Consider the following 15,508-nt stretch of genomic DNA (forward strand, 5'->3'; position numbering starts at 1 on the left):
GTCCCCCGGGCAGCGCGGTGTCCACGGAGTGCCGTCAGGCCGAGCCGTTCGGACGGCCCGCGGGGCTCAGCGGGCGACGACCGGGTCGAGTGGCGCGACCACGTGCGTGTGCGTGTTCGTGCTCGCGTTCGTGCCCGGGTGCGGGTTCTTGAAGCACTGGTCCGAGACCGTGGCCCCCTTCGGGTAGTGGCAGGCCGTCAGCAGGAGGCCGCCGCGCACCCCGCCCACGTAGCCGAGCTCCACCGGTTCGGCGGGCGTCGGATCCTTGGTCGGCTTGTTCAGGAGATCGGTACGGAAACCGTGCGCGGTGTCCAGGAGCTGGTAGACCCAGCCGCCCGCCTTGGCCTCGCTGACCAGCTCCTCCGCGTCCGACTTCGCGCGGAACCCCGGGACGGCCGCGCCGACGGCCAGGGCCTCCCAGCCGTGCTCCAGCACCGACGGCGTCGGCTTGTTCAGGACGTGCTCCTTGAACAGGCCCAGCCACGGAGCCGTCCCGACCCGCGGCTTGAGGCCCTCCCGGAAGGCGTCCTCACCCTGGAAGGGGTTCAGCGTGTCGGTTCCCACCGCCCAGGCGATCCCCTCCTCCGAGACCCACGGCAGGGCCCCGGCGTCCTGGGTGGGCCACAGGCGGGCCCAGTCGATCGTGACCGCCGCGACGTCCTGCGGCTTGTCGGCGCCCGAGGGGTCGTAGTGCGGGTTCGACTGGCACGCGCCCCCGTCCCTGGGGCAGGCGTCCTTGATGAACCGCGACTTGATGCCGCCCGGGAAGGTGATCTCCTGCTCGCCGCGGTACAGGCCGAACATGGTGGTGTACGTGCCGGACGCCTCCTGGTCGATTCCCCAGGGTGCGTGGACCTCGTAGATCCAGGCGCCGAAATCCACTGCCACACTCTGGTCCCGTGAGGCGCCCGAGAACACGGTCTCGGGCGTCGAACGGTCGACCTGGCTGACCCAGTTGTACTGGCGCTGGTCCTCGGATGTCTTCTCCCCCTGTGGTCGCAGCCCGTCGGCGAAGATGACCTCGGGGGTCCGGTTGGACCCCCGCCAGAGGACGTCCTGGTCCGAACGCCAGGTCAGTTTCGGTCGTGTCTCTTTCACCGGTGCGTCGGGATCGGCCGTGGTGTTCTTCCACTGGGTGTACCAGTCGTCGGCGAGCGGGGCGGGTACGGCCGGCAGCGGCTGGGCGGGGGCGCTGTGGGCCTGTGCCGGAACCGGTGTCCACCCGGCGGCCACCGCGACGACGACGGCCGCGACGACCTGGGCGATGCGACGGCCGGTGATGGTTGCTGCCATGTGCGGGCATCCTTTCGTTCGGGAGGCGTTGATCGGGAAGGTGGAGCCTCCGGACCGAATGGTGTGAAGACGCCGGGCGCGCCAATCCCGGCCGCCCGGCGCACCCTCCTTTCCGGGCACCCCGTTCGGGCCACCCGGCGCACCGGGCCGAGCGCCTGCGCTCCGGCCGCCCGTCCGCCGGTGGGGTCAGTCGGGGCCGGTGGTGAGGAGGAGGTCGCTGACGCGGTCGGGGCCGGAGGTGACGGTGACCCGGTAGAGGCCCGGGTGGGGGAGGGTGACGGCGGCGACCAGGGTCGCGTCGCTGAGGAGCAGCCGGGGTGTGGCGACGGTCGCCCCGGTGGCCTCGTCGGTGATGCGGCAGGCGGCGTCGTCCGGTGACGCACCGTGCACCATGAGCGGCCAGGGCTGGCCCGGGACGGTCGTCTCGGGAAGGGACAGGCCGAGGCCCGGGCGCTGGAGGGCGTGGCTGACCGGGCGGGGCCGCACGGCGGCCGGCCGCCGGTCGGTCAGGACGGACCGGACGAGTTCCAGGACGTGCGGATCGGAGCAGAGGGTGCCGTGCCGGCCGGACACGAACAGCACGGCGTTCGAGGCGGAGGGCGCGGCGGCGTCGCGCGGGACGAGGCCGTCCCCGCCGCGGTCCCAGCGGACGGCCTCGCCGGACTCGCTCCGGTACGGGCGGCCGTCGTCGTGGGCGCGCGGTGCCGTCAGCACCGGTTCGAGGCCGTCCCCGGCCAACCGCAGGCCCTGCACGGTCGGTTGGCCGATGCCGACCACGGCGCGGGTGCGGGGGAGGAAGGCCGCGCGGGACTCCGCCGCCCGCGCCGCCATGGCGGCGGCGGCGAGCTCCGGATCGCCGCCGAGGCGGCGGACGTCGTCGAGGTCCAGCCGGCGCAGCGCGTCGTCGGTCTCGACGCAGCGGAAGGTCGGCAGCAGGTCGTACACCCCCGGCAGGGAGGCGGCCAGCCCGGACAGCGGGCGCGGGAGAAACCGGCGGCGGCCGCCCAGCATCTCGGCGACCGCGGGGGTGCCGTGGAAGGGCGTGGCGATGGTGACCAGGTCGCGGGTGAGCGCCGCCAGCCGGGAATCGGCCGCCAGCGCCGCCCGGGCGACGAGTCCGCCGGTGGAGTGGGCGACGAAGACCAGCCGGGGTTCCTCGTCGGGCACCCCCGCCCGACGGCGGTGCGGGCTCGCGCGCCAGGCCGCCAGGTGGCGGTGGGCGGCCTCGGCCAGCAGACGCGCGTTCACCTCGGCGGAGAGCCGCCAGTCGTAGGGGAACGGCAGGACGGCGTCCTCGTGGAGGACGGTGGCGTGCAGGGCGTCCAGCAGGGGCTGGTAGGTCTCCAGGCCGCCGAGCGCCGAGAGCCAGGCCGGGGCGCGCAGCAGGCCGTCGGGGCGCAGGCGGCCGGTCCGGCCCGCCCGCTCGTCGGGGGTGACGCGCAGCGAGGAGTCGTCGGTGAGGCTCAGCCGGAGGAGGGTGGTGGGTCTGAGGTCGCCCCAGACGTGGCGGCCGGTCTCGGTGTCGAGGAGCGAACTGCCCATGTGGCCGGGGAGGAGGACGACGGCGTCGTGGGTGGTGTCGCGGGCGGGGGCGGAGGGAGCGGCGAAGTCCACCTCGTGCCGGAGGTTCTCCACCACGGCGTTGTTCAGGGCCTCGGCGTGCTTGCCTCCTGCGCCGAGGTAGGTGTTGACGGCGTCGCCGAAGTCCACGCTGGTGGGGGCGGGGCCTGAGGGGTCGGTGTCGGTCGCGGGCAGTGGAACGCTGACGCCGGTGGCCCTGGTGAAGTCGCGCAGCTCCTCCGGGGTGAGGGAATCGAGCAGGGCGGCATCACCTCCGTCGGAGAGGTCGAGGCCGGAATGCTGGGTGGTATAGGAGACCAACTCGGGCGCACCGTCGCCGAGTTCGGCGGCGATGAGTCGGATGATCTCGGGGTTCTGGGTGACATCGCGCTGGTCCAGATCACTGACGAGCGCGAGTGTACGGGCGCGGAGCTTTCGGGCGTCGGGTGAGTCGAGCGACCCGCTGTCCCGGTGCAGGCGCAGGAGTGCCGACATGATTCCGAGAGTGATCACCCTGTCCTCGATGGCCTCGGCCGCGAGGAGGGCCCGGTTGAGCAGGTCGTGGGCCGAGGCGAAGTCTCCTTGACTCCTGGCGCTTTGGGCGCGGGCCATGAACATGCCCGTCGCGGTGGTCGGGTCGGGCTCGGTGGTGAGAACGTCGTCGGCCAGGGCATCCACCTCGTCCCAACGCTGCAGGGTGGCGAGGGCCGAGATGCGCAGACCGACGATCCGGATGTGAGGGCGCTCTCCGAGGAGTGTCAGCACGTCCTCCGGGCGGTCGTCCAGGAGGAACTGGTCTCCGGCGCGCCTTGCCTGCCGGGCCCACGTCTCGTCGTCGGCCTGCGCCCGGAGCTCCGCGGAGACGATGTTCCCCATCCGCTCGGCGAGGTAGACCTGCGAACAGGGCGGCAGCTCGTCGTTGGCCGGCTCCAGCAGCCGGCCCGCCTCCTCCTCCCACCGGGCGTCCAGGGTGGCGGTCGGTTCGCCGAGGGCGAGCCGGTGGTACAGCTCCTCGACCCGGTCGCCGGCGTCCTCGTAGTGGGCGGCCGCCCGGCGGTGGATCAGCTCCACGACCTCGGCGTGGTCGCGGCGGAGCAGTGGCAGCATGACGGCGCGCACGTCGGCCCGGTGGAGGACCGCGTCCTGCCCCGGTACCTCCTCGACGAGGGAGACCTCGTCCCGGAAGCGGTGGAACAGGCCCCACGCGCGATCCTCGTCCACGGCGCCGAGCCCGCACGGTTCGGCCAGGACGTGGCGGATGACCTCCGGCGTGACCTTCCGGACGATCAGGCCGGGGCTGGCGATGCGGCGCAGGTCCGGGTCCTCCAGGTGGTCGAGGATGCGCCGGTACAGCACGCCCTGGACGGTCTCGGCCTCCAGTTTCCGTCGGAGCTGGTCGTGCAGCGCCGGGTCCCGCAGGGCGTCGGCCTCGCGGCGGAGCAGGGCGGCGGCCAGCTTGAGGTTGAGCGGGCTCCGGCCGACGGTGCCGGTGACCAGGTCGAGTTCCTCGTCGGTGCGCCCGGCGAGTTCGGCGACCTGGCGGCGCAGGTAGCGGCGGGCCGTCGGCGGGTCGAAGCCTTCCAGCGGGAGGGAACGGAAGCGGGGGTCGTCGACGGGCGCGCGGCCGGCGGCGATGACGCGCAGGTTCGGGCAGCTCCACCGCAGGTCGTCCAGGGCCTGCAGCAGGCGGCGCTGGGCGTACTGGCCGCGCCGCTGCACCCGCTCGAAGGTGTCGAGGACGAGCAGCGGCGCCCGGCCGCCGTGGTCGGTCCCGAAGGCCGCCAGGAAGGTGCCGACCCGGTGGAGCAGCACGTCGGTGTCGTGGCGGCGTGAGGTCCGGCGCCCGGAGGAGGAGCTGCGGTCCCGCTCCGACCGGAGGTCGGCGGCGACGGTGCGGCGGAGGGAGTGCTCCAGGGCGTCGGCCGGCTCGCGCATGGCCGGTGCCAGCAGGGCGACCTGGCGGACGGCTTCGGCCAGGACGGTGAGCGGGCGTTCCGGCGCCAGCTCGGGTCGCTCGAAGGTCAGGTAGACATGGGCGACCGACTCCGCTCCGGCGCGGTCCAGGAGGAAGCGCGACAGCAGGGTGGACTTGCCGACGCCGCCCGGCCCGTGCACCAGGAGCCAGGGGGAGTAGCCGTTCCTGGCGTCGACGTAGTCGGTCAGCGTGCCGAGTTCGTCCTCCCGTCCGGTGAAGCTCTCGTCGGCGAGGGCCTGGAGCGGTTGCAGCAGCCGGGCCCGCTTGAGGTGGTGCTGCACCTCGTCGGCGGACGGCAGGTCGAGTCCGTGGTCGGCGAGGGCGGCCCGGGCGCGGGGGGCGTCGCGGAACCAGCCGACCACGGTGAGGGCCGCGTACAGCTCGTCGAAGTCCTGTGCCTCCAGCGGCGGGTTCCGCGCGGCGAGGAACCGTTCGGCCCAGTCGCGTGCGGCGTCGCCCTCCGTACGCGGGGCGGCGGTGAGGGTGGCCAGCAGGCGTTCCGGACGGCCCAGGGTCTCGATGGTGTGGCTGCGGACCTCGGGGGCGAGCCGCCAGCGGCGGCCGTCCCGGGTGGTGACCCGTTCGCAGTCCTGGGTGAGGAAGTCCCGCAGGAGCGCGCCGGGTTCGGCCGCGTCCGCGCCCGGGGTGGTCGCCGCCAGGCTCTCGGCGGTGAACGCGCCCAGCAGGACGGTCCGTTCACGGTAGACGGCGTCGGGCATCGGGGCGAGGGTCTCGGTCACCGTCGTCAACATCCCTGGTAGAGGCTTCGGCCGAGGCCGGCGGCCGTGTGCTGGATCGCGGTGGTCAGGGGGAGCGGGCCGTCGGGGAGGCAGCCGTCGTGGCCGGTCTCGCTCAGCACCTTGGCGGCGAGGCCGCGGGCGGTGTCGGCGTCGATCGGGCGGCCGGCCTCCGCCGCGACCGTCCGGAAGAAGTCGTGGAGGTCCTCGATGCCGATCGGGCCCAGCTGTTCCCGGGCGGTGTACCCCTCGACGTCCGGCGGCAGCCAGCCGTCGTAGGCGAGCAGCACGATCCGCAGCCGGTCCGCCATCTCCTCCTCGACCACCGCCTGCACCAGCCGGACGACCGCGCGCAGGGCGGGTTCGGTGAAGCGGACGGACTCCGAGTCGTCGAAGACGAGCCAGTGCCGGGGCTGCGCCGGGACGGACCGCCGCTCCTCCCGCATCCGGCCCCTGAGCTGGCTGACCAGCCGGTCGGCCTGCTGGTCCTCGGAGGAGTGGTGGTCGATCCGCACGCTCCACTCCCGGAACTCGTCGTTGAGGAATCCGGTGAGTTCGGCCACCCGGACCGGCTCGGTGTACTCGCTCAGCCGGATCCGGCAGGGGTGGATCCCCTGGCTCGCGAGCACGTGGTGGATGAGGAACCAGGTGAAGGTCCGGCCGGTCCGCGGACCGCCTTCGACGGTGAGCACGCGGTGGCCGCGGTCGAGGACCATCTCCCGCAGCCGGGAGCGGAGGGATGTCCGGTCGAAGAAGGCGCGCTGCCGGTCGTTGATCAGCCCGTGGCCGAACGGGTCGGTGGTCTGTTCGGCGGGTTGCGAGGTGCGCTGCTCGGCGAGCAGGTACGCGAACACCGGTGAGGCGGCCCGGGAGTTCGGGTCCTCGGCGACGACCTCGACGAGCCTGCGCAGCCGTCCGGTCGCCGCGGCCTTCTCGACGATGTCCGGCCAGACGTCGAGCATCGCCCCCTGCCAGGCGATCTCCGCCTCGGCGATGCCGGCGCGGGCGACGACCTGCCGGGCCGGCTGCGGGAGGCCGTACGTGTACATGAGGGCCCTGAGCAGTTCCGCGGCTCTGGGGTCCTCGTTCGGGAACGCGCGCAGGTCCAGCAGTGCCACCGGCTCACCTCACCCCGGCGGCGGCCAGGCCCTCGGCCACCCGCTCGATCCGGAGGCCCTCGTTGCGGAACTCCGAGGCGCTGAGCCGTTGCCCGATGCGGACGTGGCCCCGGTGCAGGGCGACCAGCCGCCAGCGCTCGTCGAAGACGGGGGCGCCGGAGGAGCCGTACTCGGTGTCGGTCCAGTACTGCACGACCTGCTCGTCCACGTGCCGGACGACGTTGTGCCGGGCGGCGAGCTTCTTCACCAGGCCGTGCGGGTGCTGGATGATGCAGACCCGGTCGCCCTCGGCGACGGTGGCCCGGTCGGGGATCGGCACCACCAGGGCGTCCTCGGGCAGGGGCTCGGCGGCGCGGATCACGGCCCAGTCGCCCTCGGGCCGGCCGACGGCGGTGGCGGGGGCGCAGCGGACGGTGCGGTACCTGAGCTCCCGCCCGTCGAGGTCCTGCTCGTAGCCGAACCAGGCTTCGACCGCCTCGGCGGGCCGGCCGTCGGAGTACAGGACGTGGTGGTTGGTCAGCAGGAGGTCGGGCCCGATCCGGAAGGCGGTGCCGTAGCAGGCCTGGCCGTCGGCGTGGGTGACCAGCAGGCGGCAGACGGCGGTGGCGAGTTCGGCGCCGCGGCGCAGGAACGCGACGTCCTGGAACCCGGAGGCGCGGAAGATCTGGCGTTCCTGTTCGTCCGGGTCCCGGAAGGCGGCCCAGGTGCCTGCCGGGAGCTCCGGTTCGGGGGCGGGGAGCACGGGCCGGGCGGCGAGCAGTTCGCGGATGCGGGCGGCGAGCGCCTGGTCGGGGCCCGCGGCGATCCGGTCGAGCAGCGGGCGGAGCTTCTCCTGTTTCCGGGCGACGGTGATGAGGTCGAACCAGACCAGGGACATCGGCTGGTCCCAGTTGACCTCGGCCGGGGCGATGCCCGCCTGCTGGGCCAGCTCCAGCACCGGGTTGACCCGGAAGTGGACGGAGGCGAGTAGGTCGCGGAGTTCGACGGCACCGGGGTCGGTCCACCGGAAGGGGTAGCTGTCCAGGAAGTGGGTCGTTCGCGGTGCGGGGTTCGTCGTCGCCATGCCCTGTGTGCTCGCTCGTCGGAGAGGGGAAGTCGTGCTGCGAGGATCGTTACGGCTGGAAGGCCCAGTACGCGCCGTCCGGGTGCGGGACCCGGGCCAGCCCGTAGCGCTGGGACGGCCGGTGGCCGTGGCGCAGCAGCCCGTACAGGTCGGAGAGGACGGACCGGTGGTCGCCCGGGTAGGAGTGGCCCGTGAGGCCGGTGTCGAGCTCGGAGACGTCGACGGTGTCCAGGCCGGGTGCGACCACCACGCCCGGGCCGGCCTGGCCCGCCCGGGGGTGTTCGGCGAGGAGGCGGGAGGCGGCGAGCGCGCGGTCGTTGGCGGAGACGTAGAGGGTGCAGCCGCGCGCCTGGCGGACGACCCGGGGCACGAGCTGGCGGAACACCTCGGCGTCGACGTCGGGCGCGGTGAAGACGACCTGCCCGAGCCGGCCCGCGCCCTCGGGGAGCGCGGTGGTGTCCAGGTCGGCCAGCGCGTCGACGACCACCCGGTTGCCCATGCTGTGGGCGACGACGTGCAGTTCGTCGACGCCGGTGTCCGTCAGCACGTGCCGCAGGAACTCCTGGAAGTACGGGACGGCCCGGCGGGAGGCGTTGCCGTCGGCCGCGTAGTCGGTGACGGAGGCCTTGGACGGCCAGCTGTACAGCATGGGGAGGCCGGTGAAGTTCAGGTCGTAGGCGATCTGGGCGGCGCGGACGGCGGCGTCGGCGAAGGAGACGTTGTAGCCGTGGACGAACACCAGTGCCGATCGGGGGGTTTCGTCGTCCCCGGGGAGGTGGTGGCCCCGGGCCCGCTCGGCGAACCCGGCGGCGGTGAGCGGGCTGACGTCGCCGAGCTGGGTGTCCCGGGCCGGGTTGGTGCGGAACCGCAGCCGCCACCAGCGGGGCTTCTCGACGGCGCCGATGCGGTGGTCGTCGGGGACGTTCACCAGGGCTTCCCCGTACGACAGTTGGCCGCGGTCGCCGCCGTAGGCCGCGCTGGTGCCGCTCCCGCCGGCCGGCGCGCGGTCGGTGGCGTAGAGGACGGGGACGAGCAGCGAGCGCAGCGCCGTGCCCCAGGAGGGCGGGGGCGCGTCCGGGCCGAAACGCTCCTGGCCGTCGACGAGCGCGTCGAACGCGGCGACGAGGAGGTCGCCCAGCGGCGGGTAGGCCTCGAAGGCGGCGGCCACCGCCTGGGCGGCCTCCTCGACGGGATCGGCCCCGTCGGCCCCTTCGGTCCCTTCGGCCCCGGCTGACGGCGCATCGCCGCGCGCGGTCTCCAGGGCGCGCAGCGCCACCAGGACCTCCGCCTCCAGACGCTCGCGCTCGGCCTCGGACAGGCTGTCGGGCACCTTCGGCCAGACCCGGGCGACGGCCGGCTCCAGCACCTCCCACATGTCCACCATCGTCCCCCACCTGGCTTGTTCACGACGTACCCGACGGCGTGACAACGCGACAACACGTGTCGAACCGGATCGCTCGCATCATAGGTCGTGGAGGGCTACGCGCGGGCGGTTCGCCCAGGTCCGGTGCCGGATCGGGCCACTGTCACGAACGCGTACCGGGGAGGATCTGAGGATGTATCAGAAATCGGAGCACGCCTGACGGTTGACAGGGCCGCGTGTTAGCTTCCGATCGTGTCCCCATCAACTCCGCTCCCGCTCCCGCTGGCCTTCGACACCGCCGGCCTCGAACCGCTCGACGAGGGCCGGTGGTTCGTCCCGGACACCTGGAACGACGTGGTGGTGCTGAGCGTGCGCGAGGCGCTGCCGCCCGCCCCCGTCTGGCTGGACGGGATCGAGGCGCTGCGGGTGACCCTGGCGCGCGGCCACGCCGTGGTCGGCGGGTCGCTGCTGGAGGCGGCGGCGGTGTCGCTGGGCGGTGTTCCGGCGCTCTACACCCTGGTGTCCGAACGGCTGCCCGGCTCTCGCACCGGCTTCCGGTTCCGGGGTTCGTTCCTGATCGCCAGGTCGACCGTCACCGCCGTGCTGACCGGTCAGTTCCAGGAGTCGGGCGTCACCGGCGTCCGCGAGTCGATGGTGCGCCTCAGGCTCGACCCGGCGGGGACGGACAGCGGCGGCCACCCGTACGACCCGGAGCTGCCGTACGAGCGCAGCCACGCCGCCGACTGGGACCCGATGTTCCCGAGGCACGCCCTCTCGCTGGCCCGGGCCTGGGCCCGGACGGTGTGCCGGACGGCCGTGGTGGCACCGGCGTTCGCCGCGCTGTCGCCGTACCGGGCCGCCTGAGGTGCCCGGACCGGCCGTCGGGGTTCCGGCGCCCTGGTCGGTCGGCGAGGTGGTCGCCGACCAGTACCGGGTGCTGCGGGTGCACACCGAGGGCGGCATGGGCGTGGTCTACCGGGTGTGGCACCTGGAGTGGGACGTCGACCTGGCGGTGAAGTGCCCGCGCCCCGAGCTGTTCGGCACGCCGGAGCAGCAGGAGCGGTTCGTCCGCGAGGCCGAGACCTGGGTGTCGCTCGGTCTGCACCCGCACGTCTGCGGCTGCCACTACGTCCGTGTCCTGGACGGGCTGCCACGGGTCTTCGCCGAGTACCTGCCGGGCGGCAGCCTGCGGGAGTGGATCGACGACCGGCGGCTCTACGCGGGCGGCCCGGCCGAGTCCACGGCCCGCATCCTGCGCCTGGCGGTGGAGACCGCCTGGGGCCTGCGGCACGCGCACGAACGCGGCCTGGTGCACCAGGACGTCAAGCCCGCCAACGTCCTGCTGGACCTGGACGGCACCGCCAAGGTCACCGACTTCGGGCTGGCCCAGGCGCGGGCCACGGGCGGTGAACGGGTGTCCGGCGGCGGGATGACCATGGCGTACGCCTCGCCGGAGCAGGCCAGGCGCGAACCGCTGGACCATCGCACCGACCTCTACAGCTTCGCGGTGTCGGTGGTGGAGATGTTCACCGGCGAGGTGACCTGGCTGATGGGCCCGGTGGTCGGCGAGGCGCTGGCCTCCTACCGGTCGGGTGGCGGTCGCGGGTTCACGCCCGGCTCGACCTGGCGTCCGGAAGGGGACGGCCCGCCGCCGCTGCCGGAGCCGGTCGCCGAGCTGCTGGCCCGCTGCCTGCGCGAGCGCCCGGCCGACCGGCCCGCCTCGATGGCCGAGGTGGCTGACGAACTCGCCGACATCCACCTTCAGTTGACGGGGCGGGCGATCGACCGCGGAGAGCCGCGCGAGGCCGAGCTGCGCGCCGACGAGCTCAACAACCGGGCCGTCTCGATGCTGGACCTGGGCCGCGCGCCGGAGGCCGAAGCCGCCTTCGGCGCGGCCCTGGCCGCCGACCCGCGCCACCCGGAGGCCACCTACAACTCCGGTCTGATGCACTGGCGGCAGGGCGGCCTCACCGACGAGGACCTGCTCGCCGCCCTGGACGCGGCCAGGGCGGACGGCGGCGCCGCGCGGCTGGGGCCGCTGATCGAGGCGGTGCAGCGCGAACGCGGCGCCGTCGGCCCCGCCGCCGAGCCGACCAGCTGGACCGTGCCCTGGTACGACTACGAGCGCTGGACGGATTCGCCCTGGGACGGTGGCCGGACCCGGCGGGCGGCACCCGACATCGAGATCCGGCCCACCCCCGACGGCCGGCTCGCGCTCACGGCCTGCGACGGCGCCGTCAAGCTCTGGGAGGTGGCCACCGGCCGGTGCCTGCGGGAGCTGGACGAGCTGCGGCACACGGTGGACCTCGACGCCGAGGCACGGCGGGCCGTGGGCGTCGGCTCCGACGGCCTGGTCCGGCTGTTCGACCTCGGCGACGGCCGCTGCCTGAGGGTCTTCACCCCGTACTACCGGTCCGGCAGCACCACCGTCCGCTCGCTGCGGCTGCTCGTCGGGGCGGGCCTGGTGGTCGGCGGCACCAGCGACGGCACGGTCCTGGGTTGGGAGCTGACGACCGGCCGGGCCCGCTTCATCCTGGACGGCTTCTCGGGCGGCACCGTCGAGGCGACCGCGGACGGCCGGCTGCTGGTCTTCGACGGCCCCGAGGGAGTGGTCGCGGTGCGCGATCCAGCTGGCGCCGGTGAACAGACCCCGCTGCTGGAACGCCGCTACGCGCACGAACCGTGCTGCCTCAGCCGGGACGGCCGCACCGTGGCCGCCGCCGTCGGCGACCGGCTCCGGGTGCGCGGCCCGGGCCTCGACGCGGAGATCGCCGCCGGCCACGGCGCCGGGCACCGCCTCGCCCTGAGCCCCGACGGGCGGCTGCTGGCCGGCGGGGGCCTGGACGGCGCGGTCCGCCTCTGGGAACCGGACACCGGCCGCTGCCTGCGCACCTTCCGCGGGCACCGGGGCCACGTCGACGCCGTGGTGTTCCTGGCCGACGGCAGGCACCTGCTCTCCGCCGGGCGGGACGGCACCGCCCGGCGCTGGCCGCTGCCCGAGCCCCACCCGGCCGCGGCACAGCTCAGCCGCCCCCGTCGGCACGCCGAACTGGACGACCTGAGCAGCCGGCTGGCCGCGCTGGTCGAGCGGGCCGGGCGGGAGCACGCGGCCGGCCGGTGCGCCGCCGCCCTCGACCTGCTGAGCCGGGCCCGGGCCCTGCCCGGCCACGAGCGCGATCCCCGGGTGCTGACCGCCTGGCAGGAGCTGGCCCGTGATCGGCGGGTGACCCGCACCGGACTGCGGGCGGCCTGGCCCGCCCGGGTGCTGTACGACGGCGCCTGGGGCGCGCCGGCCCTGGCACCGGACGGCCGGACGGTGGCCGTCCGGGTGCCCGGGGGCATCCAGCTGCTCGGTGCGGAGACCGGCGAGCGCGGGCCGCTGATCGAGGGCCTGTCGCGGGTGCACGGCAGGCTCCGCTTCACCGGTGACGGCCGGACGGTGCTGTTCGCGGGCGGCGACGGGACCCTGGGCTCCTGGTCCGCGGCGACCGGTGCCCGGCTCACCGCGGCCCGGCTCGCCCTGGGCGCGGGGACGGCCTGGTTCACCGCGGACGGGCGGTTCGTCCTGGCTCGTGGCGCGGACGACGGGATCCGGCTGTTCGAGACGGCCACCGGCGCCTGCCACCGGACCCTGGAGGGCGACCACGGCCGGGGGCCCAACCTCTGGGGGCCCGCGCTCTGGCTCTCCCCCCACGGGCGCACCGCCGTCACCGCGGGCCCGAAGCACTCCATCGGGCTCTGGGACGTCCCCACCGGCCGCCGCCTGCGGGAGTTCCACGGCCACACCGCCACCGTGACCGAGCTGCTGGTCGACGCCGACCGCGGACTGCTGCTCTCCGGCTGCGGCCAGGACCGCGCGATCCGGCTCTGGGACCTGCGCACCGGGGCCTGTCTGCGGGTCCTCGACGACCAGCCGGGCGGCACCGGGGCGCTCCGACTGAGCCCGGACGGGCGGTTCGTGCTGTCGCTCGGCGAGGACGACGGCGCGCTGCGGGTGTGGGAGCTCGGCACCGGCCGCTGCCTGCGCGTGCTGGCCGGCCGTCCGGCCGGCTTCTCCGGGGTCGAACCGGGCCCGGACGGCGGCTCGGCGGTGTGCGTCCGCGGTGACGGTTCCGTTCAACTCTGGTGCCTGGACTGGGAGCTGGCGGTCCGTCGGCAATCATGACGGGAGCGTCGAGGAGAGAGGGGAGGCCGTCGTGTGGTTCGGCCGTAAGCGCACCAAGAAGGCGTCCGAGAAGGCGTCCGCGAAGGCGTCCGGGAAGGCCGGGAGCGACCTGGCGCCGCTGACCCGGGCGATCATGGAGCTGAGCGGCGACCCGGGGCTGGACAGCCGGGTCGCCCGGCAGGAACGGCAGGCGCGGTCCGGCGATGCCGAGGCCCTGATCCGTCTGGGGGCCCGGCTGCTCGACGAGGGCCGTGACGCCGAGGCCGAACAGCAGTTCCGCCGCGCCGCCGAGCTCGGCGAACCGCTGGCCATGCACAACCTGTCCGTGGTGCTGGGGAAGGCCGGCCGGGCCGCCGAGGCCGCGTCCTGGCAGCAGCGCGCCGCCGAACTCGACTGCGCTCCCGCCATGGTCGGCGCCGGCTTCCGCGCCGTCGACGAGAACCGCCTGGCCGACGCCGAGCGGTGGTTCCGCGGAGCGGCGGAACAGGGCGAGGACCAGGCCGCGTACATCCTGGGCGTGCTGCTGTCCGAGGCGGGCCGCACCGCCGAGGCCGAGCGGTGGCTGCGGGCCGCCGCCGACAAGAGGAACGCGGAGGCGATGTACTCGCTGGCGTACCTGGTGCAGGAGGCCGGACGCGAGCCCGAGGCCGAGCTCTGGTACCGGCGGGCCGCCGACGAGGGGCACCCGCAGGCGATGAACAACCTGGGCACCGTCCTGCGCTACAGCGACCGGGTGGCCGAGGCCCAGGAGTGGTTCCGTCGCTCGGCGGAGGCGGGCGAGCCGATGGGCATGCTCAACCTCGGCGAACTGCTGGAGGCCGGCTCGCCCGAGCGGGCCGCCGAGTGGTACCGGCAGGCCGCCCGACGGGGATCGGCGAAGGCGCAGCGGCACCTGACGCGCATGGCGGAGCAGGGCCCGGGGCGGCCCGCATGAGCGAGGCCACGGTCGTCCTGCACCAGGTGGGCGGCCCCGGGACCGGCGACGAGCACGTCTTCACCGAGCGCACCACCTGCCTGCTCGGCCGTGCCGCCGAGTGCATGCCGCGGCTGCCGGACGACGAGCGCCACCGCACCGTCTCCCGGCACCACTGCCTGCTCGACATCAACCCGCCCGACATCCGGATCCGCGACTTCGGCAGCCTCAACGGGACGTACGTCAACGGGAGGAAGATCGGCCAGCGCGCCCGGAACCAGAGCCCGGAGGAGGGCGCGGCACTCGACCTCCCCGAGCACGACCTGGCCGACGGCGACGAGATCCGGATCGGCGACACCGTCTTCCGGGTCGGCCGGTCCGCCCCCACCCTGCGCCTGCGACCGGCCCGCTGCGCCGCCTGCGGCCGGGACACGGCGGACGAGGCCGACGGCCGGGACGGCAGCTACGTCTGCGCGACCTGCCGCGCCGAGCCCGGCATGGTGCTGCGGCAACTGCTCGCGCTGGCCCGCCAGGGCGGCGGGGCCGTCGCCTCGCTCGCCGACTACGAACTGTCGGCCCAGCTCGGCCGCGGCGGGATGGGCACCGTCCACCTGGCCCGCCACCGGGGGACCGGCCGGGAAGTGGCACTCAAACTGATGCTGCCCAAGGTGGCGGCCAGCACCCGGGCGCGGGCCCTGTTCCTGCGCGAGGTCGCCGTCACCCGCACCCTGCACCACCCGAACATCGTCACCCTGCACGAGGTCGGATTCGCCGGCGGCACCTTCTTCTTCACCCTCGAATACTGCCGCGGCGGCAGCGTGGAGGACCTGCTGGGCCGACGCGGCGGGCGACTGCCGGCGGACGAGGCCGTACCGCTCGCCCTGCAGGCGCTGGCCGGACTGGCCCACGCCCACGCGGCCGGCGTGGTCCACCGCGACCTCAGCCCGGGCAACCTGCTGCTCGACCACGGGCCGGACGGCCGACCGGTGGCGAAGGTGGCGGACTTCGGCCTGGCCAAGGCCTTCGACCAGGCGGGCCTCAGCGGCCTGACCCGCACCGGCACCACGGCCGGCAAGCCCTCCTGCATGCCCCGCCAACAGATCGTCAACTTCCGCTACGCCACCCCAGAGGTCGACGTCTGGGGACTGGCCGCCTGCCTCTACAGGATGCTGACCGGCCGCTACCCCCGCCCCTTCCCGCCCGGCACCGACCCGTGGCAGGTCGTCCTGCAGACCCCGGCCACCCCGCTGCGGGAGGTGGCGCCGCACCTCCCGCGCCGCCTCGCCGAGGTGGTCGACCAGGCCCTGCGGGAGCAGCCGGC

At 74.6% G+C, this 15,508-nt stretch carries 9 protein-coding genes; 4 read left to right on the forward strand and 5 right to left on the reverse strand.

Going from position 1 to position 15,508, the window contains the following annotated elements; translation table 11 throughout:
- Positions 1-66: 66 nt before the first annotated feature.
- The 5 genes from ACFU7Z_RS21305 to ACFU7Z_RS21325 all read right to left on the reverse strand — a co-directional run bounded on the left by ACFU7Z_RS21305 (position 67) and on the right by ACFU7Z_RS21325 (position 9,130).
- A complete protein-coding gene (locus tag ACFU7Z_RS21305; protein ID WP_380778884.1) occupies positions 67-1,293 on the reverse strand; it encodes a hypothetical protein in 1,227 nt (408 codons plus the stop codon).
- A gap of 186 nt (positions 1,294-1,479) precedes the next feature.
- The gene (locus tag ACFU7Z_RS21310) at positions 1,480-5,568 is read right to left on the reverse strand and encodes an AAA family ATPase (protein WP_380778886.1); all 4,089 of its coding nucleotides are present in this window, start codon (positions 5,566-5,568) and stop codon (positions 1,480-1,482) included.
- A gap of 5 nt (positions 5,569-5,573) precedes the next feature.
- Entirely contained in the window at positions 5,574-6,683 is a 1,110-nt protein-coding gene (locus tag ACFU7Z_RS21315) for an effector-associated domain EAD1-containing protein (protein ID WP_380778888.1), read from the reverse strand.
- 4 nt (positions 6,684-6,687) lie between these two features.
- Positions 6,688-7,746, reverse strand: coding sequence for a trypsin-like peptidase domain-containing protein (locus ACFU7Z_RS21320; RefSeq protein WP_380778890.1), 1,059 nt, complete (start codon positions 7,744-7,746; stop codon positions 6,688-6,690).
- Between the two features lie 49 nt (positions 7,747-7,795).
- Positions 7,796-9,130, reverse strand: a complete 1,335-nt coding sequence (locus ACFU7Z_RS21325) for an alpha/beta hydrolase (protein ID WP_380778892.1) — start codon at positions 9,128-9,130, stop codon at positions 7,796-7,798.
- A gap of 231 nt (positions 9,131-9,361) precedes the next feature.
- Between ACFU7Z_RS21325 and ACFU7Z_RS21330 the strand changes: the two genes are divergently transcribed.
- The 4 genes from ACFU7Z_RS21330 to ACFU7Z_RS21345 all read left to right on the forward strand — a co-directional run.
- Entirely contained in the window at positions 9,362-9,973 is a 612-nt protein-coding gene (locus tag ACFU7Z_RS21330) for a hypothetical protein (RefSeq protein WP_380778894.1), read from the forward strand.
- A 1-nt stretch (position 9,974) separates the two neighbouring features.
- A complete protein-coding gene (locus ACFU7Z_RS21335; protein WP_380778896.1) occupies positions 9,975-13,274 on the forward strand; it encodes a serine/threonine-protein kinase in 3,300 nt (1,099 codons plus the stop codon).
- A 31-nt stretch (positions 13,275-13,305) separates the two neighbouring features.
- Positions 13,306-14,208 carry a tetratricopeptide repeat protein gene (locus ACFU7Z_RS21340; RefSeq protein WP_380778898.1) on the forward strand — a complete coding sequence of 301 codons (903 nt, stop codon included), beginning with the start codon at positions 13,306-13,308 and terminating at the stop codon, positions 14,206-14,208.
- Positions 14,205-15,508 (forward strand): protein kinase (locus ACFU7Z_RS21345; RefSeq protein ID WP_380778900.1); only part of this gene is annotated, 1,304 nt, incomplete at its 3' end. The genes ACFU7Z_RS21340 and ACFU7Z_RS21345, both read left to right, overlap by 4 nt.

Origin of the sequence: Kitasatospora sp. NPDC057518 (genome assembly GCF_042802075.1) — a bacterium.
GTDB lineage: Bacteria > Actinomycetota > Actinomycetes > Streptomycetales > Streptomycetaceae > Kitasatospora.